The sequence below is a fragment of the Rhodovulum tesquicola genome (assembly GCF_024128855.1).
GTDB lineage: Bacteria > Pseudomonadota > Alphaproteobacteria > Rhodobacterales > Rhodobacteraceae > Rhodovulum > Rhodovulum tesquicola.
Genome location: NZ_JAMYDV010000014.1, coordinates 35,333 through 61,211 on the forward strand (window position 1 = coordinate 35,333; position 25,879 = coordinate 61,211).

Annotated in this window: 26 protein-coding genes, 1 tRNA gene and 1 pseudogene; 16 read left to right on the top strand and 12 right to left on the bottom strand. The window is 67.6% G+C overall.

Translation table 11 applies throughout. From position 1 onward, the window contains the following. Nucleotides 1-61 precede the first annotated feature (61 nt). Nucleotides 62-205: pseudogene (locus NHN26_RS17700) on the bottom strand (DNA cytosine methyltransferase); the annotation flags it as partial. 478 nt (nucleotides 206-683) lie between these two features. On the opposite strand from NHN26_RS17700, the gene NHN26_RS12420 reads away from it, so the two are divergent. Beyond that, nucleotides 684-1,166: a very short patch repair endonuclease gene (locus NHN26_RS12420; protein ID WP_253089722.1), complete on the top strand. Its 483-nt coding sequence runs from the start codon at nucleotides 684-686 to the stop codon at nucleotides 1,164-1,166. Between the two features lie 272 nt (nucleotides 1,167-1,438). Here NHN26_RS12420 and NHN26_RS12425 read toward each other — a convergent pair. Further along, nucleotides 1,439-1,528, bottom strand: a tRNA-Ser gene (locus NHN26_RS12425). A gap of 161 nt (nucleotides 1,529-1,689) precedes the next feature. Between NHN26_RS12425 and NHN26_RS12430 the strand changes: the two genes are divergently transcribed. The 8 genes from NHN26_RS12430 to NHN26_RS12465 all read left to right on the top strand — a co-directional run bounded on the left by NHN26_RS12430 (nucleotide 1,690) and on the right by NHN26_RS12465 (nucleotide 8,266). Continuing rightward, the gene (locus tag NHN26_RS12430; protein WP_253089723.1) at nucleotides 1,690-2,520 is read left to right on the top strand and encodes a DUF2059 domain-containing protein; all 831 of its coding nucleotides are present in this window, start codon (nucleotides 1,690-1,692) and stop codon (nucleotides 2,518-2,520) included. A gap of 190 nt (nucleotides 2,521-2,710) precedes the next feature. Continuing rightward, the gene (locus NHN26_RS12435; protein ID WP_253089724.1) at nucleotides 2,711-3,307 is read left to right on the top strand and encodes a 50S ribosomal protein L21; all 597 of its coding nucleotides are present in this window, start codon (nucleotides 2,711-2,713) and stop codon (nucleotides 3,305-3,307) included. An 18-nt stretch (nucleotides 3,308-3,325) separates the two neighbouring features. Then, entirely contained in the window at nucleotides 3,326-3,595 is a 270-nt protein-coding gene (rpmA, locus tag NHN26_RS12440; RefSeq protein WP_253089725.1) for a 50S ribosomal protein L27, read from the top strand. Between the two features lie 197 nt (nucleotides 3,596-3,792). Next, nucleotides 3,793-4,332 (top strand): GNAT family N-acetyltransferase, encoded by a 540-nt coding sequence (locus NHN26_RS12445; protein ID WP_253089726.1) that lies wholly within the window; start codon nucleotides 3,793-3,795, stop codon nucleotides 4,330-4,332. 5 nt (nucleotides 4,333-4,337) lie between these two features. After that, nucleotides 4,338-4,886, top strand: coding sequence for a GNAT family N-acetyltransferase (locus NHN26_RS12450; RefSeq protein WP_253089727.1), 549 nt, complete (start codon nucleotides 4,338-4,340; stop codon nucleotides 4,884-4,886). Continuing rightward, nucleotides 4,873-5,910, top strand: a complete 1,038-nt coding sequence (gene obgE / locus NHN26_RS12455) for a GTPase ObgE (protein WP_253089728.1) — start codon at nucleotides 4,873-4,875, stop codon at nucleotides 5,908-5,910. Before NHN26_RS12450 ends, obgE begins: the two co-directional genes overlap by 14 nt. Next, nucleotides 5,898-7,004 (top strand): glutamate 5-kinase, encoded by a 1,107-nt coding sequence (proB, locus tag NHN26_RS12460; protein WP_253089729.1) that lies wholly within the window; start codon nucleotides 5,898-5,900, stop codon nucleotides 7,002-7,004. Before obgE ends, proB begins: the two co-directional genes overlap by 13 nt. Beyond that, nucleotides 7,001-8,266, top strand: coding sequence for a glutamate-5-semialdehyde dehydrogenase (locus NHN26_RS12465; RefSeq protein WP_253089730.1), 1,266 nt, complete (start codon nucleotides 7,001-7,003; stop codon nucleotides 8,264-8,266). Before proB ends, NHN26_RS12465 begins: the two co-directional genes overlap by 4 nt. 136 nt (nucleotides 8,267-8,402) lie before the next feature. Here NHN26_RS12465 and NHN26_RS12470 read toward each other — a convergent pair whose 3' ends face one another. From NHN26_RS12470 to NHN26_RS12480, 3 genes are read right to left on the bottom strand one after another with little or no spacing between them, the layout of a single operon-like run. Next, nucleotides 8,403-9,167, bottom strand: coding sequence for an ABC transporter permease (locus tag NHN26_RS12470; RefSeq protein WP_253089731.1), 765 nt, complete (start codon nucleotides 9,165-9,167; stop codon nucleotides 8,403-8,405). Further along, nucleotides 9,167-9,955, bottom strand: a complete 789-nt coding sequence (locus NHN26_RS12475; RefSeq protein ID WP_253089732.1) for an ABC transporter ATP-binding protein — start codon at nucleotides 9,953-9,955, stop codon at nucleotides 9,167-9,169. Before NHN26_RS12475 ends, NHN26_RS12470 begins: the two co-directional genes overlap by 1 nt. 58 nt (nucleotides 9,956-10,013) lie before the next feature. Next, nucleotides 10,014-11,021 (bottom strand): ABC transporter substrate-binding protein, encoded by a 1,008-nt coding sequence (locus NHN26_RS12480; protein ID WP_253089733.1) that lies wholly within the window; start codon nucleotides 11,019-11,021, stop codon nucleotides 10,014-10,016. 446 nt (nucleotides 11,022-11,467) lie between these two features. On the opposite strand from NHN26_RS12480, the gene NHN26_RS12485 reads away from it, so the two are divergent. Together NHN26_RS12485 and NHN26_RS12490 are read left to right on the top strand one after the other, a co-directional pair. Further along, a complete protein-coding gene (locus NHN26_RS12485; RefSeq protein WP_253089734.1) occupies nucleotides 11,468-13,171 on the top strand; it encodes a Na/Pi cotransporter family protein in 1,704 nt (567 codons plus the stop codon). 318 nt (nucleotides 13,172-13,489) lie between these two features. Beyond that, on the top strand, nucleotides 13,490-13,918 hold the full coding sequence (locus NHN26_RS12490) for a host attachment protein (RefSeq protein WP_253089735.1): 429 nt from the start codon (nucleotides 13,490-13,492) through the stop codon (nucleotides 13,916-13,918). 168 nt (nucleotides 13,919-14,086) lie between these two features. On the opposite strand, the gene NHN26_RS12495 is transcribed toward NHN26_RS12490, so the two are convergent. Beyond that, nucleotides 14,087-14,947 (bottom strand): Crp/Fnr family transcriptional regulator, encoded by an 861-nt coding sequence (locus NHN26_RS12495; RefSeq protein WP_253089736.1) that lies wholly within the window; start codon nucleotides 14,945-14,947, stop codon nucleotides 14,087-14,089. Between the two features lie 190 nt (nucleotides 14,948-15,137). Between NHN26_RS12495 and NHN26_RS12500 the strand changes: the two genes are divergently transcribed. Then, on the top strand, nucleotides 15,138-15,896 hold the full coding sequence (locus tag NHN26_RS12500) for a Crp/Fnr family transcriptional regulator (RefSeq protein WP_253089737.1): 759 nt from the start codon (nucleotides 15,138-15,140) through the stop codon (nucleotides 15,894-15,896). A gap of 25 nt (nucleotides 15,897-15,921) precedes the next feature. Here the strand turns inward: NHN26_RS12500 and NHN26_RS12505 are convergent, their stop codons facing one another. From NHN26_RS12505 to NHN26_RS12530, 6 genes are all read right to left on the bottom strand, one after another. Next, the gene (locus NHN26_RS12505; RefSeq protein WP_253089738.1) at nucleotides 15,922-16,536 is read right to left on the bottom strand and encodes an acyl-CoA synthetase family protein; all 615 of its coding nucleotides are present in this window, start codon (nucleotides 16,534-16,536) and stop codon (nucleotides 15,922-15,924) included. Then, nucleotides 16,533-18,971, bottom strand: coding sequence for a Lon protease family protein (locus NHN26_RS12510; RefSeq protein WP_253089739.1), 2,439 nt, complete (start codon nucleotides 18,969-18,971; stop codon nucleotides 16,533-16,535). Before NHN26_RS12510 ends, NHN26_RS12505 begins: the two co-directional genes overlap by 4 nt. Before the next feature lie 72 nt (nucleotides 18,972-19,043). Next, entirely contained in the window at nucleotides 19,044-19,610 is a 567-nt protein-coding gene (locus NHN26_RS12515; RefSeq protein WP_253089740.1) for a L,D-transpeptidase, read from the bottom strand. Nucleotides 19,611-19,706: 96 nt separating this feature from the next. Continuing rightward, the gene (locus tag NHN26_RS12520; RefSeq protein WP_253089741.1) at nucleotides 19,707-19,949 is read right to left on the bottom strand and encodes a hypothetical protein; all 243 of its coding nucleotides are present in this window, start codon (nucleotides 19,947-19,949) and stop codon (nucleotides 19,707-19,709) included. Between the two features lie 19 nt (nucleotides 19,950-19,968). Further along, nucleotides 19,969-21,069, bottom strand: a complete 1,101-nt coding sequence (gene mtnA, locus NHN26_RS12525; protein WP_253089742.1) for an S-methyl-5-thioribose-1-phosphate isomerase — start codon at nucleotides 21,067-21,069, stop codon at nucleotides 19,969-19,971. A gap of 77 nt (nucleotides 21,070-21,146) precedes the next feature. Further along, nucleotides 21,147-22,088, bottom strand: coding sequence for a glucokinase (locus NHN26_RS12530; RefSeq protein WP_253089743.1), 942 nt, complete (start codon nucleotides 22,086-22,088; stop codon nucleotides 21,147-21,149). Nucleotides 22,089-22,265: 177 nt separating this feature from the next. Here NHN26_RS12530 and NHN26_RS12535 point away from each other — a divergent pair, with 177 nt between their 5' ends. From NHN26_RS12535 to NHN26_RS12550, 4 genes are all read left to right on the top strand, one after another. After that, entirely contained in the window at nucleotides 22,266-22,805 is a 540-nt protein-coding gene (locus NHN26_RS12535; RefSeq protein WP_253089744.1) for a hypothetical protein, read from the top strand. Between the two features lie 194 nt (nucleotides 22,806-22,999). After that, nucleotides 23,000-23,236 (top strand): FmdB family zinc ribbon protein, encoded by a 237-nt coding sequence (locus NHN26_RS12540; protein WP_253089745.1) that lies wholly within the window; start codon nucleotides 23,000-23,002, stop codon nucleotides 23,234-23,236. A gap of 101 nt (nucleotides 23,237-23,337) precedes the next feature. Continuing rightward, nucleotides 23,338-25,314, top strand: a complete 1,977-nt coding sequence (locus tag NHN26_RS12545; RefSeq protein ID WP_253089746.1) for a heme lyase CcmF/NrfE family subunit — start codon at nucleotides 23,338-23,340, stop codon at nucleotides 25,312-25,314. A 31-nt stretch (nucleotides 25,315-25,345) separates the two neighbouring features. Beyond that, a complete protein-coding gene (locus NHN26_RS12550; RefSeq protein WP_435594206.1) occupies nucleotides 25,346-25,801 on the top strand; it encodes a cytochrome c-type biogenesis protein in 456 nt (151 codons plus the stop codon). Nucleotides 25,802-25,879: the final 78 nt, after the last annotated feature.

Sequence of the window (25,879 nt, forward strand, 5' to 3'; positions counted from 1 at the left end):
TGCCGAGCGAGGACAGATCCTCCATCAGCATCTCGAAGACAAGTCGGCTCTCGACTGTGGACGAAAGCATGCCCTTGACGTTTTCCATCACGAAGGCGGCCGGGCGAAGCTTGTCGAGAACCCGGATGTATTCGCGAAAGAGGTAGTGCCGCGCATCCTCCTCCGGGACATAGCCGACCTTGCCCCTGGAACGGACGCGCCCCACCAGGGAATATGCCTGACAGGGCGGGCCACCGATCAGGATCGTGTCGTCGTACTTTCGTTTCAGCGTCGCGATGGCGCCATCAATGGCGGTTGCCGCAGCCTCGGTGCCGAGCTCAAGCGCGCAGGCTTCGTCGATGGCATGTTGCCACGCTTCGGCATCGACGGCTGACAAGTCCGGTTCGGATGCCAGCCCGGCATGGAAATCGATGAACTCTTTCGGCAAGACGCCATGACGCGCACGGTACTCGCGCAGAAATGCGCGCAGCGTCAGGGTCCGATGGGCCGACGCCTCCTTCTCGACCGAAATGCCGATCCGGAACGGCGCATGGCCGTCCTCGACGAGGGAAGCGAACCCCTCGCCAAGTCCGCCCGGGCCGGCAAACAGATCGACAATGCCGAAAGTGGAAGGCAAATCAGACTCCTGACGAATTTCATTCAGCCGGTGTATACCAGGTTCAGGGACGAAAACCAGGGCGGATGTGACCGATATCGTGGATCAGCAGACCCGTTCCCGGATGATGTCGGGGATCAGGGGAAAGGACACCAAGCCCGAGCTGGCTCTCAGGCGGGCATTGCACGCGCGCGGTTTCCGCTTCCGCCTTCATTCCGGCAAGGTTCATGGTCGGCCGGACCTTGTCCTTCCGAAGCACGGCGCCGTGGTCTTCGTCCACGGCTGCTTCTGGCATCGTCACGAGGGCTGTCGCTACACCACCACCCCAGCGACCCGGCCGGAGTTCTGGCAGGCGAAGTTCGACGCGAACGTCGCTCGGGACAGCGCCGTTCGTACAAAACTCCTCGAAGACGGATGGCGAGTGGCGACGGTGTGGGAGTGCGCATTGCGGAAGCCGGATAAGGTTAGCGCTACAACTGATCGTCTCGCGGCATGGCTGCTCGCGGGGACGGTCGGCGTGGAGATCGGTGAAAGCGATATTCTGCAAAGCGGGATCTTCGCTACGGATTAGGAATGCGGCCGTTCGATTTCGGTTCCTTCTCGACGCGCGACCCTGAAATCGAAGTGTTCAGCTGGCGTTTGATAAATCAACAAATTTTCAGTGTCTTATCAGAAATTCACCAAATCGGCGCAGTCATAAGGTCCAGAGAATATCGACCCTGAGAGACAGCTTTCAGACGTTCCGGCGACAGGGCCGGTGCTCAGCCCCTCCCGCATAACCCTCGAAAAAAACGGAAAAATCCGGCCGGAGCCGGATGGGGAGAACGCTTTCGCGAGGGCAAGTGGCGGAGAGACAGGGATTCGAACCCTGGGAACCCGTGAAGGCTCAACGGTTTTCGAGACCGCCCCGTTCGACCACTCCGGCACCTCTCCGCAGCCTGTGGCCTTGTGGGAGGGTGATCTAGTGCGAAGCGCGCAGGGTTGCAACCGTTTTTCTGGGTGGGTGGCGTTTCGCGCGACGGACTCTGCGGGAGGTTGGAATCCTCGTGGTTCAGGTTTACCTGTAGGGACAGCCAGCCATCCCGGATGCACCGATGCGACGCCTGATCATCCTGCCCGTGCTCATCCTTCTGTTCGCGCTGCCGGTGCCCGTCCGGGCCGGGCCGTCGGCACCGCTCGAGGCGCTGCTTTCGGCGCTTGCGCTTGACGATCTGGTGGCGGTCATGCGCGAGGAAGGCATGAGCCATGCCGACGAACTGGCGACCGAGATGTTTCCCGGTCGCGGTGGTGCGCGTTGGGCGGCGGAAGTGAGGCGGATCTACGATGGCGGCCGCATGTCCCGAGAGTTGCGTGACAGCCTGTCCGGCTCGCTGGCGGAGGCCGATCTCGAACCGCTTGTGGCCTTCTTCACTTCCGGGGATGGGGCGCGGATCGTTTCGCTGGAACTGTCTGCGCGGCGCGCTCTTCTGGACGAGGCGGTGAAGTCGGGCAGTCGTGAGCGGCTTGAGGAGATGCGGGCCGACGACGATCCGCGGCTCGACCTGATTGGACGGTTCATCGAGGCGAACGACCTGATCGAAGCGAATGTGGCGGGCGCGTTGAACGCGAATTATGCCTTTTATTCCGGGCTTGCCGACGGCCGCGCGTTCGATTTCGACCTGGGCGAGGAACAGATGCTCGCCGATGTCTGGGGCCAGGAGCAGGAGATCCGCGACGAGACACGGGACTGGATCTTTTCCTATCTGGCGATGGCCTATGCGCCGCTGTCCGATACCGCGCTGGAAGCCTATGTCGCGATATCGGAAACCCGGGAGGGCGCGGCCCTGAACGCCGCGCTGTTCAAGGCCTTCGACATCAGCTTCACCCGGATCTCGCGCGAACTGGGTCTGGCCGCTGCCGGATTCATCGCCGGTCAGGATCTCTGATCCGGGCGTGCCGCGGCCCTTGACTTGGCGGCATGAATCGCGGATACGCACGGCTCCGGCCCCGCTGCACAGCTTCGGGGCCGTCAATGTTGACAACGTCCCGCACGGGGCGCGCTGTCCGAGGCGCTGATGCCGAACGCCGCCCGCCGGGCGGGGCCACAGGACGCGGCAGAAAAGAAGGAAAAGGCCCATGTTTGCGGTCCTCAAGACCGGTGGCAAGCAGTACAAGGTCCAGTCGGGCGATGTGCTGCGCGTCGAGAAGCTCGCCGCCGATGCCGGCGACACGGTTCAGTTCAACGAGATCCTCATGGTCGGCGACACGATCGGCACGCCCAATGTGGCGGGTGCCGCGGTGCAGGCCCAGGTGATCGACCAGATCAAGGGTGACAAGGTCATCCACTTCGTAAAGCGCCGCCGGAAGCACAGCTCCAAGCGCACCAAGGGCCACCGCCAGCAGTTGACGCTGGTTCGGGTGACCGAGATCCTCGCCGCAGGCGGCGAAGGGACCGGCGTGAAGGCCGCGATCGGCGCGGGCAGCGTTGCCTCTGTCGCGTCGGGTGTCGTGGCCGCGAAACCGGCCGTGGCCGGTGGCGACGATCTGAAGAAGCTGTCGGGCGTCGGTCCGGCGATGGAAAAGAAATTCCACGAGGCGGGCATCACCGGCTATGCCCAGATCGCGGCCTGGACCCCCGAGCAGGTGGCCGCCATGGAAGAGCGCCTTGGGACCAAGGGCAAGATCGAGAAAGAGGGCTGGGTCGAACAAGCCAAGACCCTGGCCCAGGGCTAAGCGAGAGGAGAGGACGACATGGCACACAAGAAAGCAGGCGGCTCCTCGCGTAACGGTCGCGACTCGGCCGGACGGCGCCTCGGCGTCAAGATCTACGGTGGCCAGTCGGCCATCCCGGGCAACATCATCGTGCGCCAGCGCGGAACGAAGTTCTGGCCGGGCGAGGGTGTCGGCATGGGCCGCGACCACACGATCTTTGCGGTCTGCGAGGGCGCCGTGACCTTCCGGAAGGGGCTGAAGGGGCGCACCTTCATTTCCGTCCTGCCGATAGCCGGGGCCGCAGAGTAAGCCGAAACCACGCGAGAACTGACACAGGTGGGGGATCGGTAGCGTGCCGGTCCCCCCTTCGTTATTCGTGACCGACGCGATGCCTGGGGAGGCTTGGATCGGGGAAGTGGAGCGGGAGACCGCCCTGCCGCCCGGCGCGACTTGCGGAAAAGCCGCGAGGTTGCCATCTGACCCGAGAGGGGGCGAGGAGGAAGAGCATGAAACTGGACGTCGTTTCCAGCCAGCCCGTGATCGAAGCGACGCGCTTCATCCTGCGGCCGGTGCGCCGGTCCGATGCGGGACTGCTGGGCCTTTACACGGGCGACGCGCGCGTCGCGCGCTTTACCCGCACGATCCCCCATCCGCTGCCGCCCGGCGCGACCGAGGCGTTCATCCAGCGCGCCCAGAATCCCGACCGTGGCGAGGATGTCTGGGTCATGGACGGAACCGACCACGGGCTGTCCGAGGTGCTGGGGGTGATCGGCCTCGACCGGATGGAGCGCGACCAGTCGCAGATCGGCTATTGGGTGGCGCCCGCCTTCTGGAATACCGGGATCGCGTCCGAGGCGGTGCATGCGCTTCTCGATGCCAATCCGCAGCGCTGCAAGACGATCTTTGCCGAGGTGTTCCAGGATAATCCGGGTTCGGCGCGCGTTCTGACCAATGCCGGGTTCGAATATATCGGCGATGCCGAGGCGTTCTCGGTTGCGCGCGGGGCCAAGGTGCTGACCTGGACCTATCTCAAGCGGCTCGACTAGGGCCGATGGGCGCGGCGTCCGGTCTTGTGCTGCTGACGCCGCGGCTGTCGATCCGGCCCCTCTCGGCGGCGGATGCGCCGGTGCTGGGCCGCATCGCGACCGACCCGCGCGTGGCGCCGATGATGGGCACGATTCCGGTCCCTTGGCCCGAGGCCGAGCGCGCGCTTTGGATCGCCCGGGGGCGGTTCCGGGGCGAGGTCGGGTTTCGGCTGGGCATCGCGCTGGCGGACGGTCCGCTGATCGGGGCGTGCGGGCTTTGGGGGGCACCGCCGGGGCTGTTCTACTTCCTTGACCCCGCGCGTTGGGGCAGGGGGCTGGCGACCGAGGCGATGCGCGCCCTGCTTGCCGCCTGTTTCGCGCGACTGCCGGGGCTTGACGTGGTCACAGCCGATCATTTCGCCGACAACCCCGCTTCGGCCCGGGTGCTGCAAAAGCTGGGCTTCCAGCGCATCGGCGCCGGAATGGGGCATTCGCTGGCGCGGCTTGAGCCTGCGCCGAATATCCACTATCGCCTGTTCCGCACCAGCTTCGAGGCCGTCCATGAAATTTCTTGACCTCGCCAGGGTCCATATCCGGTCGGGCAGCGGCGGGAATGGCTGCGCCAGTTTCCGACGCGAGAAATTCGTCGAATATGGCGGCCCCGATGGCGGCGATGGCGGGCGCGGCGGCGATGTCTGGGTCGAGGCGGTCGACGGGCTGAACACGCTGATCGACTTTCGCTACCAGCAGCATTTCTTTGCCGACAACGGCCGCCCCGGCATGGGCCGTCAGAAGACCGGCGTTTCGGGCGACGACATCGTGCTGCGCGTGCCCGTGGGCACCGAGATCCTGGATGAGGACGAGGAAACCCTGATCGCCGATATGACCGAACTGGGCCAGCGCGTGCTATTGGCCAGGGGCGGCAACGGAGGCTGGGGGAACCTGCATTTCAAGACCGCGACCAACCAGGCGCCGCGCCATGCGAATCCGGGGCAGGACGGCGTCGAGCGGACGATCTGGCTGCGGCTGAAGCTGATCGCCGATGCCGGGCTTCTGGGGATGCCGAACGCGGGCAAGTCGACCTTTCTGGCCGCCACCTCGAACGCCCGGCCCAAGATCGCCGATTATCCCTTCACCACGCTGCACCCGAACCTGGGCGTGGTCGGCATCGACGGGGTGGAATTCGTGATCGCGGACATTCCCGGGCTGATCGAGGGCGCGCACGAGGGCCGCGGCATCGGCGACCGGTTCCTTGGCCATGTGGAACGCTGCGCCGTGCTTCTGCACCTGATCGACGGCACGTCCGAGGATGTGGTGGCCGATTACCGCACGATCATCAACGAGCTCGAGGCCTATGGCGGGCATCTGGCCGACAAGCCGCGGGTCACCGCGCTGAACAAGGTCGACGCGCTGGACGACGACGAGCGCGCCGAAAAGATTGCCGCGCTGGAGGCCGAGATCGGCCGGCCGGTGATGGCGATGTCGGGCGTCTCGCGCGAGGGCATCGCCGAGGTGCTGCGCGCGCTCAGGGCCGAGATCGACGAGGACCGGTTGCGCCACAAGGCAACGGACGGGGAGGCCGGGTCGTGGCGTCCCTGACGGCTGCGCGGCGGATCGTCGTCAAGATCGGCTCGGCGCTGCTGGTCGACCGGGCGACCGGCGCGCTGCGCGCGGACTGGCTGCGCGCGCTGGCCGAGGATGTGGCCATGCTCAAGGCGCGCGGCGCGGATGTGATCCTGGTCTCGTCCGGGTCCATCGCGCTGGGGCGCGGCGTGCTGGGGCTGGGGCTGGGCACGCTGGCGTTGGAACAGTCGCAGGCCGCCGCAGCGGTCGGCCAGATCCGGCTGGCGCGGGCCTATGAGGAAGTGCTGGCGCCGCACGGGATCACCACGGGCCAGGTTCTGGTGACGCTGGAGGACAGCGCGGACCGGCGGCGTTACCTCAACTCGCGCGCCACGATGGAGACGCTTCTGGGCTTTGGCGTGGTCCCCATCGTGAACGAGAACGACACGATCGCCACCGACGAGATCCGCTATGGCGACAACGATCGGCTGGCCGCGCAGGTGGCGGTGACGGTGGGGGCGGATGTCGCGGTGCTGCTGTCGGACGTCGACGGGTTCTATACCGCCAATCCCGGGCTCGACCCCGCCGCGCACCGCTTCGACCTGATCGAGGAGATCACCCCCGAGATCGAGGCGATGGCGGGCGATGCGGCCTCGGGCCTGTCCAAGGGCGGCATGAAGACCAAGCTGATGGCCGCCAAGACCGCGACCGGGGCGGGCTGCGCGCTGGCGATCACCCAAGGCGCGGTGCTGCGGCCCCTGAAGGCGCTGGAGGACGGCGCGCCCTGCACCTGGTTCCGGCCCAAGGGCGACCCGCAGGCCGCGCGCAAACGCTGGATCGCGGCGATGAAGCCGCGGGGCACGATCACCGTGGACGCAGGCGCGGTCGCGGCGCTTGGCACCGGCAAGTCGCTGCTGCCCGCGGGTGTGGCGGCGGTCACCGGCGATTTCGGGCGGGGCGATCCGGTGGCGATCCTGGGGCCCGAAGGGCAGGGGCTGGGCACGGGGCTCGCGCGCTATACCGCCGCCGAGGCGCGGCTGATCAAGGGCTGCCGCTCGGGTGACATCGAGGCGATCCTCGGCTATCCCGGTCGGGCGGCGCTGATCCACAGGGACGACATGGCGACATGAGGGACGAGACCGACATTCCCGCGATGATGGCCGAACTTGGCGCCCGCGCGAAGGCCGCGGCGGCGGACCTCGCCTTTGCCGATCCGGCCGCCAAGCGGCACGCGCTGGAGGCTGCGGCTGACGCCGTCGCGGCGCATGAGGCCGAGATTCTGGCCGCCAACGAAAAGGACATGGTGTTCGGGCGCGACAAGGGGCTGAGCCCGGCGATGCTCGACCGGCTGAAGCTCGATGGAGCCCGGATCGCCGGGATCGTCGCGGGGCTGCGTGCGGTGGCCGCCCAGCCCGACCCGGTGGGGCAGGTGATGGCGGAGTGGGACATGCCGAGCGGCCTGCACATCCGCCGGGTGCGCACGCCACTGGGCGTGATCGGCGTGATCTATGAAAGCCGGCCGAACGTGACGGCGGATGCCGGCGCGCTGTGCCTCAAGGCCGGCAATGCCGTGATCCTGCGCGGCGGGTCCGAGAGCTTCCATTCCTCGGGCGCGCTCCATGCCTGTCTGGTCGAGGGGTTGCGCGCAGCCGGGCTGCCCGAGGACGCGATCCAGCGCGTGCCGACGCGGGACCGGGCGGCGGTGAGCGCCATGCTGGGGATGACCGGGGTGATCGACGTGATCGTGCCCCGCGGCGGCAAGGGGCTGGTCGGCCTTGTCCAGCGCGAGGCCCGCGTGCCGGTCTTTGCCCATCTCGAAGGGATCGTGCATGTCTATGTCGACCGCGCGGCCGACCCCGAAAAGGCGCTGCGCGTGGTGCTGAACGCCAAGACGCGGCGGACGGGGATCTGCGGCGCGGCCGAATGCCTGCTGGTGCACCGCGACGTGGCCGACACGCTGGGCGCGGAACTGGTGGGGGCGCTGGTCGCCGCGGGCGTGCGGGTGCATGCGGACGAGGCGCTGGCGCGGCTGCCCGGAACGATCCCGGCCACCGCCGAGGATTGGGGGCGCGAATACCTCGACATGGACATCGCGGCAAAGGTGGTCGAGGACATCGACGCGGCGATCGACCATGTCCGGACCTTCGGGTCGGGCCACACCGACGCGATCCTGACCGAGGATGATGCGGCAGCGGCGCGGTTCTTCGAGCGGCTGGACAGCGCGATCCTGATGCGCAACGCCTCGACCCAGTTCGCCGATGGCGGCGAGTTCGGCATGGGCGCCGAGATCGGCATCGCCACCGGCAAGCTGCACGCGCGTGGCCCGGTGGGGGCCGAGCAGCTGACGAGCTTCAAGTATCTGGTCGAGGGCGCGGGAACCATCCGCGGCTGAACGGGAAAGAACGGAGCGCTCCCGCCCCCGTCCGGCGCAAGGCGCATGCGCCTTGCTTGTCCGGGGTTGGGCGTGGCGCGGCCTTGCGGCCGCGGCCTCCGGCGGGGATATTTGTCGCCAGAAGAAGGGCCGGGTCTCAGCCCGAGGGGCGTTCCGCCCAGCCCGCGAAGATGCGTTCGAGCACCAGCACCGCGTAGTAGAGCAGGATGCCGAGCGCGGCGAGCGCGATCAGGACGGCGAACATCAGCGGATAGTCGCCATTGGTCTCTCCCGACTTGAAGAGCGCGCCGAGGCCGCGGCCATGCGGCGAGACGATTTCCACGAGATTGGTGCCGATGAACGCCAGCGTCACCGAGACCTTGAGCGCGCCGAAGAACTCCGGCAGCGTCTTGGGCAGCGCGATCTTCCAGAAGATCGTCATGCGCGAGGCGCCGAGGCTGCGCAGGATGTCGCGATATTCCGGCTCCAGCGTCGAGAGCCCGATGCCGACCGAGACGGCGATGGGGAAGAAGCTGATCAGGAAGGCCATGAGCACGGTGTTGAAATCATGCTGGCCGACGAACAGCAGCGCGATCACCGGCACCAGCGTCGCCTTGGGGATGGCGTTGAAGCCCACCAGAAGCGGGTAGAGCGCATCGCGGGCGATCCGGGAAAAGCCCATGAGCACGCCGATACCCGTGCCCACCACCACCGCGATACACAGCCCCAGCACCGTTCGCCAGAGCGTCTGCCAGCCCATTTCCAGGAACAGGTGGCGGAACTTCCAGAAGGCGGGCGGCAGGTCCGAGGGCGAGGCCATCTTGTAGTTCGGCCATTGGTTGACCCAGACCAGCGCCTCCCACAGGCAAAGGAAGATCAGCACGGCGGCGATCGGCACGGCGATCTTGCGCATCATGTCCATCAGTGGGTCTCTCCGTCACGGCCCTGCGCGATGCGGATCTGGTCGCGCAGGTAATGCAGCATGTCCTGGGCCTCGGGCTCGAACAGGATGTCGAGCGTGCGGTCCGCGGGCAGGGTCACATCCAGCACGGCCTGGGTGCGGGCTGGCCGACCCGACAGCACGAAGACCTGATCGCCCAGGAAGACGCTTTCGCGCAGGTCATGGGTGATGAGAACGCAGGTGAAGGGTTCGGCCGCGCGCAGATCGCGCATGGTCTGCCACAGATCCTCGCGGGTGAAGGCGTCGAGCGCGCCGAAAGGTTCGTCCATGATCAGCACGTCGGGCTTGTGCACGATGGCGCGGCAGAGGCTGGCGCGCTGGCGCATGCCGCCCGACAGCTCGCTCGGGCGCTTGTGCTCGAATCCCTTCAGGCCGACCATCTCGAGCAGGTGCAGCGCGCGCGCCTCTCGGTCCCGGCGCGGCATCCCCGGCGCGACGATCTCAAGCGGGAGGATCACGTTCTGCAGGATCGTGCGCCATTCCAGCAGGACCGGGTTCTGGAACGCCATGCCCACCGTCCTGCGCGGGCCGGTGACGCGTTCGCCATGCAGCCAGACCTCCCCCCGGTCGGGTTTCATCAGCCCCGCGATCAGCCGCGTCAGGGTGGACTTGCCGCAGCCCGAGGGGCCAACGACGGCGGCGAATTCGCCCTCGGGCACCGAGATGTTCAGATCGTCCAGCACCGGCAGCGGGCCGGACTTTGTGCGATAGGCGTGGGTGACGCCCTTGATGTCGATGAGATTGTCCATGCCGGATGAGGGATCGCCCCCGGGCCTGCGCAAGGCGGGCCCGGAGGCGGAACCCTTGTCACTCCATCGACAGGCTGCCGTCAGCGGGCAGGAAGGAGGCGTCGAAATACAGCGCCATGTCGGGGGCGTTGGTGAACTCGTACACCGATTTCGTCTGCTCGATGGCCAGCGCCATGCGCTCGGGGTCGATATTGCCCATGCCATTGGCCATGACCCAATCGGTCATCACATTGTCGGCCAGCGCCATCTGAAGCCGCTCGATCTCGAGCGCCTTGTCGGCGGCGGGGTTGCGCCGGATCAGGCTGTCGATGGCGGCCTCGGGGTCGGCCACGGTGTCCTTCCAGCCCCTGGCCACGGCGCGCAGGAAGCCGGTGATAACCTCGGGATTGGCCTGGGCAAAATCGCTGTTGGCGATGATCGCGTTGCCGTAAAGCGCCACGCCATGATCGGCCATCAGGATCACCGAGATATCCTCGGCCGGAACGCCGAGCCGCTTGAGGTTCAGCGTCGAGGAAAATGAAAAGCCGGTGACCGCGGCCACCTTGCCCTCGGCCAGCATCGGCTCGCGCACCGGGAAGCCAACGGGTTCGACCGTGACCGTCGCCATGTCGATGCCGTTCTCGGCGGCGAAGATCGGGAATTGCGCCCAGGCGCCATCGGGGGGCGGGGCGCCCAGCACCTTGCCTGCGATATCGCCCGGCGCCTCGATGCCCAGCGACTTGCGCCCGACCATGGCGAAGGGCGGCTTGTCATAGACCATCATCACCGCGATCACGGGGGCGCCGGGGTTCTGGTCGAGGAATTTCATCAGGCTGTTGATATCGGCGAAGCCCACCGGGAAGGCGCCGGTCGCAACTTTCGGGATCGCATCGAGCGAGCCCGCGCCCTCGCTGATCTCGACCTTCAGCCCTTCCTCGGCAAAGAGGCCCTTGTCCACGGCCACGAAATAGGGTGCCGCAGGGCCTTCGAATTTCCAGTCGAGCGCAAAGGACAGCGAGGTTTCGGCCTGGCTTGCCGTGGCGACCAGCGCCGCGGCGGCGAAGCTGGCAAGGGCATGTCGGAACATGGGTCTCTCCACTTGGTGTTGTCCGGCGACCGTGGCCGCGGCGTGCGCAAAGTTTAATCGACGTGGCCCGGAATCGGGACAAGAGCAGAAATCCGGTTCGGAAAACAGGCGTTTCGGCGAGATGATGCTGAAAAACCATGCGCATGGCTATTGAAATGCGGGCGCCGGGGGCGTGACGTTGCCAACCGTCGGCCCGACAGACCGTTTCGGCAGGGAATCATCCTCCCCTTTGTCGCCGCGCGGTGCGTGGCCCCCCGACGCGGTCCGGTTTGCCGTTGCCAAGGCCTCGCAGGTGTTGTGAACTCGCGCGCCAGCGATGCAGGCGAAGCGGCCCCTTGACGGTGCCCGTTCCGCGTCATCTGGCCGGAGGCACCCATGCCGCGACATGGCAACGTGACACCCACGCGCTGCGCGGCCAATGGCTGCGGCGGGCAGGGGCGTGCCGCGTGACCCCCGGCCTCGATCAGGTCGGCAGCATCGCGGCGACGATGGTCGGTGGTCTCGCGCTGTTCCTCTTCGGGATGGAGATCATGACCCGCGCGCTCAAGCAGGTCGCGGGCGAGTCGATGAAGACGATCCTGGCGCGGATGACAGGCAACCGGTTTGCCGGGCTGACCGCAGGGGCGGTGGTGACGGCGCTGATCCAGTCCTCCTCGGTGACGACGGTCCTCTTGGTCGGGTTCATCTCGGCAGGGCTGATGACCTCGGCGCAAAGCGTCGCGGTGATCCTTGGCGCGAATATCGGTACGACGCTGACCGCGCAGGTTCTGGCCTTCGATGTCGACTCGCTCGGCCTGCCGATGCTGTCGCTAGGCTTTTTCGGCTCGCTGCTGGCGCGGCGCAGCCGTCATGCCGAGATCGGGCGGATTGTGCTGGGGATTGGGATGATCTTCTTCGGCATGGCGACGATGAAGACGGCGATGGCGCCGCTGCGCGACGTTCCGGCCTTTCTCGATCTGCTGGCGACACTCGACAACCTGGTGCTGGCGGCTCTTGCCGGGGCGATGCTGACCGCGCTGCTGCAATCCTCATCCATCTCGACCGGGCTTGCGATCGTGCTGACGGGGCAAGGTCTGGTCGGGCTCGAAACCGCCATCGCGATCGCGCTGGGTGCCAATGTCGGCACTTGCATGACCGCACTTCTGGCCTCGATCGGGCAGCCGCGCGAGGCGGTCCGGGCGGCGATGGTACATGTGATCTTCAATGTCGCGGGGGTCGTGCTCTGGATCGGGTTCATCGACCAGCTTGCGGTTCTGGCGCACCTCTCCGCCCCCGAGGGCGCCTCGACGCCGCGCCATATGGCCAATGCCCACACGATCTTCAATTTGGCCAATGCGTTCCTGTTCCTGGGCTTTACCGGGCAACTCAGCCGCCTGGTGCTCTGGCTGCTGCCGGACCGCCCCGAGCGGGTCGAGCCGCTGCACGCACCGCGCCATCTGGACCGGCAACTCCTTCAGGTGCCCGCCTTCGCCCTGGATGCCGCGCGGCTCGAGGTGGGGCACCTGTCCGAGCTTGTCCGGAGCCAGCTGGACGCTGCAATGCCTACGGTCGTCTCGGGCAGCCCGTTCGAGATCGACCGGCTGAAGGTGGCGGACCGCCCCGTGGATCTGCTGCACCGCGAGATCGTCGGTTATCTGAGAGAGGCGGGGCTGGGCCGACTGCCCGAGGAACAGTCCAAACGGCTGCTGGCGCTGATGCGCATCGCCAATGACCTTGAACATATCGGCGATCTGGTGGCCACGGGGCTTGTGACCTCGGCGCGCAAGCGCCACGAGGAGAACGTGGTGATAAGCCCGCAAACCGCGGCGATGCTGGGGCGGCTGCATCGCGAGGTTCTGCGCGCCTTCGACGGGGTCGCCGCCGCGCTGGAGACGCAGGATGCCGGGCCAGCGAAAAAGGTGCGCGAGATGAAGGCGGGGTTCTCGGCGCTGATGGAGGAAGCTGCCGCGCACGAGGTCGTGCGGTTGAGGGCCGATGCGCCGCGTCGGTTGCACACCTATACCCGAGAGATCGAACTGACCCAGACCTTCGACGACATCTTTCGCATCCTGCGCCGGATCGCGCGGACGGAGATTGGAATCTTCGTGGAGCGTTCTGCGCCCGATGCCGGTGACGCCAACGGCCCAGCGGAAAACCGCGCCGCGGAGTGAATGTCGCGCCCGGTCGCGCGGAATTGGGCCGGGCGGGGACGGTGCATTCGGGTCCCCCGTGCTGCGACCTTGAGTGATCGGAACGGGAGATGGGAAACACACCTTCCGGGCCGTGCAGCGCCGATATGGCTACCCCGAAAGGGATATTTGGTCCTTTGGGCGAGATGTCCGGCATCAAGCGTATTCCGCCTCGCATCCCCTGACGCCTGTGCGGTGCTTGACGGCGGTCAATTACAGGGCATCGGCCGCGTGGCAGACAGGGCGATCTGTCCGCAAGGGGGGCTTGCCATGGGAAGCGTCCGGGTCTGGGGTCTTGCGATGACGGCGACGCGCGCGCGCATTCTGCGCGGGCTTTCCCTGCCCGGCGCGGGCGGGATGGCCACGGAACTGGTCATGCGGGCCAGGCACCGTCACCTGATCGAGGCGATGCAGCATCCGCCCGTCGATCCGGGGGCCGCCGCCCCGATCCCACCGCCTGTCCCTGAAGGTGGCAGCGATCCTCTGGCCCTGGACCAGCGCGACTTCGTGCGTCAGGTGGTGCAGATCCTGGAAACGCACCGGGTTGCCGGAGATTTCGACCGGCTCGCGATCTTCGCGCCCCCGGCCATCCTGGCACAATTGCGCGCGGAGATGCCCTCGCGACTGGCGAAGGTGATTGCTGCGGAACGGGGCGGATGCGCGATCCATCTCTCGGAAACCGAGTTGCAGGACGTTCTGCGGGCCGAACTGGCGACCCTGAAAGCCTGAAAACCGCCGCGCCGTGCGGTAGGGCGCGGTGCGATCATGGGCATTCTTTCGCAGATGCACAGCATGGAGGGCAACGCCCCGGCGCAGCGCGTGTCAACTATTGCGCGCGCCCCGGGCAATGACGATCCCCCCCGGATCAGGCCCACCCCCAGATAGCCTTTGCAGCGGTCAATCCGGCCGTCTTCCCCTCCATGCTGGCAGTACCGAGACTAATGGCTCACCCGCACAGGATGCATTGACGAGTGTCATCGGCCCGTGCGCGAGGCCAGGCTTCGGTCCGACAGGCCCCGGCGCGCAAGGCTCTTCGCCATCGGTCAGGCCGGCACGTCCTGCCAATGCGTCGATGTCGAGAAACAGGATATGGGCTGGATCCAGCAGGCGGATCAGGCCATCGCGTTCGAGCGCCTTGAATACCCGGCAGATCGTCTCGACCGAGGTGGCCAGAAGATCGGCGATGTCGCGCCGCGCGACGGCAAGCGAGATCAGCCCGGTGCCATCGGGCAGCGCACGGTAGGGCATGTAGCTGCGCGCGCTCAGCAGGAACGCCGCGATCCGTTCGTCCGGGCGCATGGCACCGATGGTCCATGTCAGCCAGCGCAGCCGTTCCAGATGGCCCGCGTTGAAACGGTACAGCGCGCGGCGCAGCATGCCATCCTCGGTCACCAGCCGGTCGAAAACGCGCCGGTCGAACCGGCACAGCGTCGCCTCGGTGGCACTCTCGAGCGTATAGCCGTTGCGGCCCTCGCTCTCCTGGCCGAAAAGATCGCCCGGAACGGCCAGGTTCAGGATCTGCCGCCGCCCATCGCGGCTGTGACGCTGGAAACGCAGATAGCCGGAGACCACGATGCCCACGGCAGATGGCGGCGCGTCGTCGTGCCAGAGCACCTTGTCGGCGGGAACGGTCTCGACATGCGCAGCTTCCGCCAGCCGCCGACAGGCCGGCTCGCCGATCTCGGCGCAAAAGACCGACCCCGCCATATAGGTCGCGCCCGCCGGTGCCCCGCGGGCTGTCTTTCCGAAACTCCGCATCGCCTGCCTCCCGTTGGGGCGCGGTCCCGGGATGCGCCGAACCTGCCCCTTCGGACGCACCGTGCCCGATTGTCGCCACGAAAACATTGACGGTGGTCAATGCTTGACGAATAGGGTCCACTACCAGACGGCGCGTTTATGACGATTTCGCCCTTCCCCCTGAGGAAATGGGTGACGATGGGGAGGACGCATGGCGAACCGTGACCTGCATGGCGGTCTGCCGGGTCCGCAGGGGGGCGATATCGGCGGGCTGCTGGCAGAGGTGCTGGCAGATATGCCCGATGCGCAGCTTCACGGCCTCGAAGGCATTGCCCGGCTGCGCGACATCCCGCGCGGCGGCGTGGTGGTGACCGAAGGCGGACGGCCGGACGAGATAGGCTATTTGATCCACGGGGCCCTGGGCATGCAAAAGCAATTGCCCGATGGACGGGTCCACATCATAGGGCTGCTGGTGCCGACCGACATGTATGGTCGGCTGTTCGATGGTCCCGCCGCCTATGACATCGTCGCGCTGACCGATGCGCGCGTGCTGGCTTTCCCGCGCGATGCATTCGAGCGGATTCTGGTCTCCAGCCCCGAGATCGAGCGGCGCTTCCTCGTCAACGTGCTGGACGAGCTTGATTCGGCGCGGGAATGGATCCTGCTGATGGGCGGGCACAAGATCGTCGAGCGTCTGGCCTCGTTCCTGCTGATCCTGTTGCGGCGAATGCTGCGCGGTGGGAGGCACCGGGTTCCGGGTGCGCCGATCATGGTGCGGATCCCGATCCGCCGCGTGGATCTTGCGCATTACCTGGGCACGACGCCGGAATCGGTCAGCCGCGCGCTGCACGAGCTGGAGGGGCAGGGGCTTGTGCGCCTGCGGGACGCCTACGAGATCGAGATCGCAGACCTGCCGGGGCTGGTGCGGGTGTCGGGGGCCGATCATCTGGGGGCGGAGCGCGCGGGCTGATGGGCGCGTGCCGGGGGGGGCGCCGTCAACTGCGCAAGACATGGATGCAGCGCGTCTCGGCCAGAAGCGCGGCAAGTCTTGGGGCCTCGTACCGCGAAAACAGGACGCTTCCCGCGCCAAGCTGCGGCAGGCCTGGCACCAAGAGCCGACGCAGCGGGCGGCTCATGCGTGTGGCGGCGGCCTCCGCCAGGGGGGTGAGTGCCGCGTCTGCGCCCGCGGCAAGGACGATCTCGCGCAGCGGCGTGCGCAGCGGTCCAGCGGGCAGAACCAGCAGGTCGCCGGGCGCGGCGATGCTGGCCAGCGCTTCGGTCAGTCGCCCGCGCGCATGGCGAAAGCTCCAGCGCAAAGCGGCGTCCTCGGCGGCCCGGGACAGCAGCCGCTCGAACCGGGCGGCATCGCGGGCATAGGCCGCACCCATGCGCGAGGGGTCCAGCCCCACCAGCGTGCGCCCTGCCGGGTCCACGATCCGCGCCGCCCCCACCAGCGCCAGCGCGATGCTGTCGGCCTCCTCGAACAGCAGGCCTTCGAGGGTCGCGCCTGCCTCGGCGGCCAGCCCCGTGGCCAGTGGCAGCATTGCCTCGGCCTCGGCTAGGCAAGCGACCGAAAGGATCACCCGTGCGCCGCTTCCCGGGTGGCTCATCCGCCCGCCTCCGACGGGCTGGCTTTCTGGCCGAACCGCTGCCGCGCCTCGGCATAGCCGATCAGCCGAGCCTCGACCCGGCCGTTCACGCTGTCGGGCGGGAAGATGCCGTCGGGACCGCGCGACCCCGCCGACCGGCCGGTGAGCAGTGCGATGCCCTCGTCGACGGTCGCAATCGGGATCACCCGGAAGCGGCCCGCTTCCATCGCGTCGCGCACGCGGGGGCGCAGCACCAGATGGGGTACGTTCGAGACCGGGATCAGCACGCCCTGCCGCCCGGTCAGACCCCGCGCGGCGCAGGTGTCGAAGAAGCCCTCGACCTTTTCGTTCACCCCGCCGATGGCCTGCACATCGCCGAATTGGTTGACCGAGCCGGTCACCGCCAGCGACTGGTCGATGGGCAGATCGGCCAGCGCCGAGAGCAGCGCGAACAGCTCGGCCGCCGAGGCGCTGTCCCCCTCGACGCCGCCATAGCTTTGCTCGAAGACCAGGCTCGCCCAGAGCGAGAAGGGCAGATCGGGGGCGTAACTGCCCGCCAGATAGCCCGACAGGATCATCACGCCCTTGGAATGGATCGGCCCGCCCAGTTCGGCCTCGCGCTCGATATCGACCAGCTTGCCCGCGCCCATCCGCACCCGCGCGCTGACCCGGCCAGGACGGCCGAAGCGGGTCTTGCCGATTTCCAGCACCGACAACGCGTTGACCTGGCCCACGCGCGCGCCGTCGGTGTCGATCAGCAGGACGCCGCGGGCGATGGCCTCCTGGCTGCGCTCGCGCAGCCGCCCGGCGCGCCGTTCCGCCGCGGCAATCGCCGCCTCGACATCGTCGCGCCCGATCGCTTCCGCCGCTGCCGCGCCCGCAAGGTGATCTGCCTCGCGCAGGATATCGCCCAGCGCGGCAAGGTTCAGCGCGAAGCGTTCCCCGTCATCGGCCAGCCGCAGGCTTTCGGCCAGCAGCCGCGCAACGCCGCCCGCCGCAACCGGCCGCAGCCCGTCGGCGCGCGCCATGGTGCCGATGAGCCGAGCCAGCAGCAGTGCGCTTTCGGCGTTGCGCTCCATCCGGTCGTCGAAATCGGCCTCGAGCTTGAACAGCCGCCCGAAATCGGGATCGAACGCGGCCAGCAGGTAGTAAAGCGTCCGGTCGCCCACCAGTACCACCCGCAGCTTGAGCGGCATCGGGTCGGGGTCCAGCGTCTCGGTCGAGATCAGGCTGAAGCGCTCGCCCGCGGAATAGATCGCGATCTCGCCCGACTTGAGGCTGCGCTTGAGCGCGTCCCAGGCCAGCGGCTCGCTCAGCACCTGCATCGCGTCGAGGATCAGGAACCCGCCATTGGCACGATGCAGCGCGCCGGGCCGGATCATGGTGAAATTCATCACCAGCGTCCCCTGGTCCGAGGCGTATTCGATCCGCCCGATCAGGTTGGCCAATGTCGGCAGGCTTTCCTCGACCACCGGCGCACCGGTGGCCTTTTCGGGGTCCTGGCCGACGATCACATTGACCGCGTAGCGGCGGAACTGCGGCTTGAGGTGATGGCGCGAGGTTGCCACGGGAAAGGCCCCGGCCTGCGCGCCGTCTTCACGGATCAGGAACAGCTCGGCATTGTCGATCAGGTCCTCGCGCAGCGCCTGAAGATGCCGGGTGACGGGAGGGTGATCGGCAAAGCGGCGAACGGCATCGGCCAGCGCCGCATCGACGCCTTCGCGCGCCATGGCGACGTTCAGTTCCTCGACCTCGGCGCGCTGCGCCTTCAGCCCGCGCGGCACGTCCTTGAGCACATCCTCAAGCTGGTCGCGCAACTCGTCGATGGCCGCGCCGATCCGGTTTCGCTCGTCCTCGGGCAGTTTCTCGTATTCGTCGGGGGGCAGAATCTCGTCGCCCTTGCGCGGCGCCACGCCAAAGCCCATGGGCGTGCGCACGATCGCCATGCCGCGCGCCCGCGCCGCATCCGCCAGAACGCCCATCGCCTGTTCGTGCCGCTCGGAATAGCTGTCCTCGATGGCGCGGCGGCGGGTCTGGTAATCCTCGGATTCGAAGATCGCGGGGATCTCGTCGGCCAGATCGTTCACCACCTTGCGCAGCGCGTCGCGCAGTTCGACCGCCCGGCCCGGCGGCAGATCGATGGCGATGGGGCGGCGCGGATCGTCGAAGCGGTTGACATAGACCCGGTCGGGCGGTGGCGGGCGCCGGGCGGCGGCCTCGGCCAGAACCTGTCGGGTGGCGCTGTGCCGTCCGGTGCCGGGCGTGCCAAGAACGTAAAGGTTGAAATCACCGTGATCGGTGTCGGCTGCCAGCCGCAGCGCCTCGAGCGCGCGATCCTGCCCGGGCCAGTCGCTCAGCGGGTCCAGCTCGGCCGTGGTCGCGAAGCCGAGCGCGAAATCCTCCTCGCCCGCAAGGTGGCGGGCCGACAGCGGCTGGCCGGTCGCGATCTGGTCCATGGGTCTGCTTCGCTCGGGTTGCCGATGCCATGCGAACACGGTTTCGGGGCAGGGCGCAAGCCCGGCCGCGGCTCAGACCGCGTGCAGGATCGCGCGGCTGCCCAGCGGCACCTGTTCGTACAGATGGATCACATGGGCATTCAGCATCCGCACGCAGCCGTTCGAGGCACGCTGGCCGATGCTGGCCTGATCGTTGGTGCCGTGGATGCGCAGCATGCTGTCCGCACCGCCGAAGGTGAACAGGTAAAGCGCCCGCGCCCCCAGCGGATTGTCCGGCCCGCCGGGCATCCCGTCCTCGTATTTCTTGTAGAGATGCGGCTGGCGCGCGATCATCTCGTCGGTCGGCCGCCACGAGGGCCATTCCTTTTTGACGTCGATCCGGAACACCCCGGAATCGTAAAGTCCGTCACGCCCGATCGACACCGGATAGCGGATCGCGCGACCTTCGGGCAGGGTCCAGTAAAGCGCGAAATCCCTTGGAACGACATGGACGTCACCCGGCTCCACATTGCGGATGCGCACGATCCGGGGGGCAAGCGGGTCGGGCTCTGCGGGGGCGGGTTTCGTGCCCTGGGCCAGCGCAGGGCCGCCAATCAGCCCGGCCGCCGCTGCATTCAGCAGGAAAGATCTGCGGTTCATCTTGGAAATGCCATACTTGCCAACGTCTTAAATTAGGTTAACGCAAGATTCGGGCAACACAAGGGCGAACTGCATTCGTTCACGCGGTTGCGAGACTCACCGGTCGCCGCCGCGCCTGCGGCGCAATCCTCGCATCAGCGCCGCGATATCGAACCAGATCAGCACAAGGCCCAGCGGAATCATCCAGAAGCCGACCACCGGCAGGAAGCCGACGAGACCGCCCAGCAAGAACAGAATCCCCACAAGGCTGCGCACCCCCGGCGGCAGGCGGTTGCGCGCCCAGCGCGATACCTGGTCGATCCTGGCGCGCAGTCCTGCCCGGTCCTCTTTCCCGCTCATCCCGACGGCGGGCGGCCTATCAGCCCGCCGCCCGCGCATGTTCGGGGAACATCGCGGCCAGCCCCTCGGCGGTTGCGGGGGCGACGCCGCGTTCGGTGATCAGCCCGGTCACAAGGCGGGCGGGCGTGACGTCGAAGGCGGGGTTGCGCGCGGGCGTGCCCCGGGGCGAGATCAGCACCTGGCCGATGGCGCCGTCGGGCATCCGGCCCTGCACATGGGTCACCTCGGCCTGCGCGCGTTCCTCGATGGGGGTCTCCTTGACCCCGTCCCAAACCGTCCAGTCGATGGTGGGCGAGGGAAGGGCGACATAGAACGGCACGCCATTGTCATGCGCGGCCAATGCCTTGAGATAGGTGCCGATCTTGTTGCAGACATCGCCCTGCGCGGTGGTGCGGTCGGTGCCGACGATCACCAGATCGACCTCGCCATGCTGCATCAGATGCCCGCCGGCATTGTCCACGATCAGGTCGTGGCTGACGCCGTGGTTCAGCATCTCCCACGCCGTCAGTTGCGCGCCCTGGTTGCGCGGGCGTGTCTCGTCTACGAAGACATGGATGTCGATGCCCGCCTCGAGAGCGTGATAGATCGGCGAGGTTGCGGTGCCCCAGTCGACGGTGGCCAGCCAGCCCGCATTGCAATGGGTCAGAACGTTCACCCGCCCGCCGCCCTTGCGCGCGGCGATGTCGCGGATCAGGGCAAGCCCGTTGACCCCGATCCGGCGGTTGATCTCGACATCCTCGTCGCAGATCTCGGCCGCGCGGCGGAACGCCGCTTCGGCGCGGTCGGCGGGGCCCAGAGGTTTCAGGAGCCGGGTCATTTCGTCCAGCGCCCAGCGCAGGTTGATCGCGGTGGGCCGCGTCTCGTGCAGCATCTCATAGGTCTGGGCCAGCGAACCATCGGACGGATCATCGGCCATCTGCACCGCCACGCCATAGGCCGCCGTCGCCCCGATCAGCGGCGCGCCGCGCACCCACATGTCGCGGATCGCATCGGCGAAGTCCTTTCGGTTGCTCAGGCTTACGATCCGAAGCTCATGCGGCAGCCAGCGCTGGTCGATGATCTTGACCGTGCCATCCGCCTCGCGCCAGATGGAGCGGTAATGGGTTCCGTCGATCTTCATGGCCCTTGTGGTCCCTTGTGCTTGCGTTTGCGGTGTTTTGGCCGATTGCGGCGGGCTGCGAAAGGCGCCTCCTCGCCTCACGCCGTTTCGGCCAGATGCGCGGCGCAGCCCCTGAGCGCGGCGAAATCGTCGGTGATCGTGGCGATCGCGAAATTCTCCATCAGCCCCGAGAAGCGGCCCTTGGCGCGGAAGCTGTCGTCCAGACCCAGCCGCGCCAGATGCGGGGTCATCGCGCGGGCGACGCCCCCGATCAGGTAGATGCCGCCATAGGGCAGATGGTGCAGGGCAAGGTCCCCCGCAACCCGGCCAAGCATCTCGGTGTAGCTGCGCAGCGCCAGTTCGGCCGCCGGATCGCCGGGCGCGGCGGCAATGATCGCGGACCCCTCCAGCCGTCGCGGCGCGCCCGCCCGCGTCGTCACCCATGCGTAAAGCGTTGCCAGCCCGCGCCCGGCCAGCACATCCTCGACCGCGGCAAAGCCATCCTCTCCAGCGGCGAAGCGGGCCAGCGACAGGTCATCCTCGCTGGCCACGGGCAGGCTGACATGGCCGGCCTCGTTGGCGGTGACCAGCCTGCCCGCCGGGGTGCGGTGAACGACCGTGACATTGACCCCGGTGCCCAGCCCGATCACCAGCCGCACGCCGCCCACCGCGCGCGGGCCGTCCAGCACCGGGATCAGCGCGTCTGGCGCAAGCTGGTCCAGCGCATGACCCTGCGCCTGAAGATCATTCAACAGCCGCACCCGGTCCGCCCCGGTGACGCGCGCGATATCGGCCGCGTCGATCGACCAGTCCAGGTTGGTCAACCGCCCGCGTCCGCCCTGAACCGGACCGGCCAGCGCGGCACAGGCGCCGTCGATCCGGGGGCTGCCCGCCTCGGCCAGAAAGCGCATCAGGACAGAGCAAAGCCCGTCGAAACCGTCGTTGCGATAGCGCCGGACGCTGGTGTCGATGATGGCCTGCCCCTCGGCCAGTGCGGCGCGGGTATTGGTGCCGCCGATATCCACGACAAGCCGGGTCATGCGGCCTCGGTGCAGGGCAGGGGGCGGGGGGTGCTCGCGGTCATGGCGCGCAGGTTCGGCGGGGCGGGGGGCTGCGTCAAGCGCCGATCGCGGCGCGGTGGCACCTTGCGGATCGCCGCGGCCCCGGCCAAGCTGGGCATGGCAGGACAGGCAGGGCACCTTGAAGGGAGAGCGGATATGACCGGACGGATGGGCTACGCGGTGGCGGTGCTGGCGATGGTGGCAGCCCTTGGCGGCTGCGTCCAGAACAGGGCGCCTTCGGGGCCGGTGCCGTCGGGCATCTCGCCGGTTGCCACGGGCAGCGTCCATAGCGGCATGATCGGCGCGGTGGTGCAGCCGGGCGGCGCCGCGTTGCCGGGCTGGGCGCCGGAACTGTCCGATGGCACCTTCCGCGCGGCACTGGAAAACGCGCTGCGCCAGGCGGGCATCATGGCGCCGGGCGGGGTGCGGACGCTCGAGGCAACGGTTCTTCAGGTCGACCAGCCGCCCAGCGAGACTTCGACCACCAAGGTTGTCATGAACGTGCATTACCTGCTGCGCGATGTCACCGGTCGGCCGGTCCTCGAACGCCGCGTGACCTCGGGCTATACCGCCACCATCGCGCAGGCAGTGCAGGGAGTGGACCGTCTGCGCGTGGCCCGCGAAGGGGCGATGCGGCAGAACATCGACGTGCTGCTGCGCGAGTTCGGCAGTGCAAGTGCCGACGCTGCGAATTGAAAGCCCTGGCCTGCATGCAGACACCGCCTCTGTCCCGGGCGTTGCGCGGCAGAGCCGCCGCATTGGCGGGCAGACCTCCGTCGCCCGGTATCGCGGCGCTTGCACCGGCTTGACCCTGGCGCCCGGCACCCGGAAAAACGGTCACGCATCACCGCGCGGAGCGTTGCCCCGCGCCCGAACAGGATAGCCCTGTAATGCCCATGCTCGCCTATCGCTGCGACGCCTGTGGAGCCGACTGCGAATTGCTGATGCGCCCCTCCGATCCGCCGCCGGTCTGCCCGGGCTGCGGCAGCGGAGATCTGCGGCAGACGCTGTCGCGCGTGGCCCAGGCCGGCAAGACCGGCGCGCTGATCGCGGGCGCGCGCCGACTTGCCGCAAGGGAAGGCCATTTCAGCAATTACGCCAAGACCGAGCGGCCCGGCCGCAGCTGACGGGCGGGGCCGGGCAATCTGCGCTCACGTTCCCGTCAACGCCTTGGTGGGAACGACGAAAAGCGATTGGCGCGCGGCGCCTCGGCGTCTAGAACATCTCCATGGTCATAGAACTCGGTCACTTCGCCCTTACGCTCGCCTTCGCCATCGCGCTGGTGCAGGCCGTCATTCCCCTGATCGGCGCCCACAAGGGCTGGAGCGGCTGGATGGCCATGGCCGAACCCGCCGCCACCGCGCAATTCCTGCTGACCGCGTTCAGCTTCGGCGCGCTGACCTATGCCTTCGTCACCTCGGATTTCTCGGTCAGCCTGGTGGTCAGCAACTCGCACACGCTGAAACCGATGCTTTACAAGGTGACGGGCGTCTGGGGCAACCACGAGGGATCGATGCTTCTGTGGGTGCTGATTCTGACGCTGTTCGGGGCCATGGCCGCCTGGTTCGGCGGCGGGCTGCCGCCCGGTCTGCGCGCGCGGGTGCTGGCGGTGCAATCGGCGATTTCGGCGGCGTTCTTCGCCTTCGTGCTTTTCACCTCGAACCCTTTCACCCGGATGCAGGCGATCCCCTTCGACGGGCGAGACCTGAACCCGCTTTTGCAGGATCCGGGCCTCGCCTTCCACCCGCCCTTTCTCTATCTGGGATATGTCGGCCTTTCGATCTGCTTCTCCTTCGCGGTCGCCGCGCTGATCGAGGGGCGGGTCGATGCCGCCTGGGGCCGCTGGGTGCGTCCCTGGACGCTGGCGGCCTGGGTGTTCCTGACCATCGGCATCGCACTGGGCTCGTGGTGGGCCTATTACGAGCTGGGCTGGGGCGGCTTCTGGTTCTGGGATCCGGTGGAAAACGCCAGCTTCATGCCCTGGCTGATCTCGGCCGCGCTGCTGCACTCGGCCATCGTGGTGGAAAAACGCGAGGCGTTGAAAAGCTGGACGATCCTGCTGGCCATCGTGGCCTTCGGCTTCTCGCTGATCGGCGCCTTCATCACGCGCTCGGGGATCATCACCTCCGTGCATGCCTTCGCCTCGGACCCCGAGCGGGGGATGTTCCTGCTGCTGATCCTTGGCGTCTTCATGGGCGGCGCCCTGACGCTTTACGCCGCCCGGGCCAGCGCGATGGAGGCAAAGGGCGTCTTCGGCACCGTCAGCCGGGAATCGGCTCTGGTGTTCAACAACATCCTGCTCGCGGTCTCGGCCTTCGTTGTCTTCGTGGGCACGATCTGGCCGCTCTTTGCCGAAATGGCCTTTGACCGCAAGCTGTCGGTCGGCGCGCCCTTCTTCAACATGGCCTTCACGCCCTTCATGGTGGCTCTCGCGCTGCTGCTGCCGATCGGCTCGACGCTGCCGTGGAAACGCGGTCGGCTCGGTCGGTCGGTGCGCGCGATGGTGCCCGCGATGGGTCTGGCCCTCGCGATCGGCGCACTTGCCTGGTCGATGCAGACCGGGCGCAGCGCACTCGGCCCCGTGGGACTGGCGCTCGGGACCTGGCTCATCAGCGGTGCGGTGGTCGATCTGTGGCTTCGGGCGGGGCGTGCGGGTCTCGCGGACAGGCTGCGCCGGATCGCGCGTTTGCCGCGTGCCGATTGGGGCAAGTCGGTCGCTCATGCCGGTGTCGGCATCACCATGATCGGGATTGCGGGCGTCATGGCCTGGGAGATCGAGGATATCCGCGTCGCCCAGATCGGCGACCGGTTCGAAGTGGGCGGCTACGGCATCAGCTTCGAGAATGTCGAGGATGTGCAGGGGCCGAACTACATCTCGACCATGGCGACGATGGGCGTCTGGCGCGGCGAGACACGCATCGCGACGCTGACGCCTGAAAAACGGGTCTATCCCGTGGCCCGCATGCCGACGACCGAGGCGGCGCTCGATATCGGCTTCTTCCGCGATGTCTATCTGGTGATCGGCGACCCGCAGGAAAATGGCGGTTGGGCGGTGCGCAGCTACATCAAGCCATTCGTCAACTGGATCTGGGGCGGGGCGATCATCATGGGGCTGGGCGGTCTTCTGAGCCTCAGCGACCGGCGCGTGCGGGTTGCCGCAGGCGCGCGTCGGGAAGGCGGTGCAACGCCGCTTCCGGCCGAGTGAGGGCAGGCGCATGCTGAAGCGGCTTTGCATGATCCTGGCGCTGGCATTTGTCCAGACCGCACTGTCGAGCGCCCCGGTCCGGGCACTCGACCCATCCGAACTCCTCGCGGACCCGGTGCTTGAAGAACGCGCGCGCGAATTGTCGCAGGGCCTGCGCTGCCTCGTCTGCCGCAACGAGAGCATAGACGATTCAAACGCCGAATTGGCCAGAGACCTGCGCCGCATCGTGCGCGAGCGGCTGGTTTCGGGCGACAGCGACGCCGAAGTCCTGGACTATGTCGTTGGCCGCTACGGCGAATTCGTCCTGCTCAAGCCGCCCGCGACCGGGGTGAACCTTATGCTTTATTTCGCGGGTCCCGCGATGCTGGGTCTCGGTCTGCTGGTGGCCGTCTTCTACATCCGCGCCCGCCGCGAGCGCGGGACCGGCCCGGACGAGCGCCTCAGCGCCGAGGAGCAGGCCCGGCTCAAGCAGATCATGGGCGACTGACGCGTCGCGCGGCCCTGCAAGCCTGTGCTTTCCCCTTCTTCTGGCCGGAAATATCCCGGGGGGAGTCCGCAAGGACGG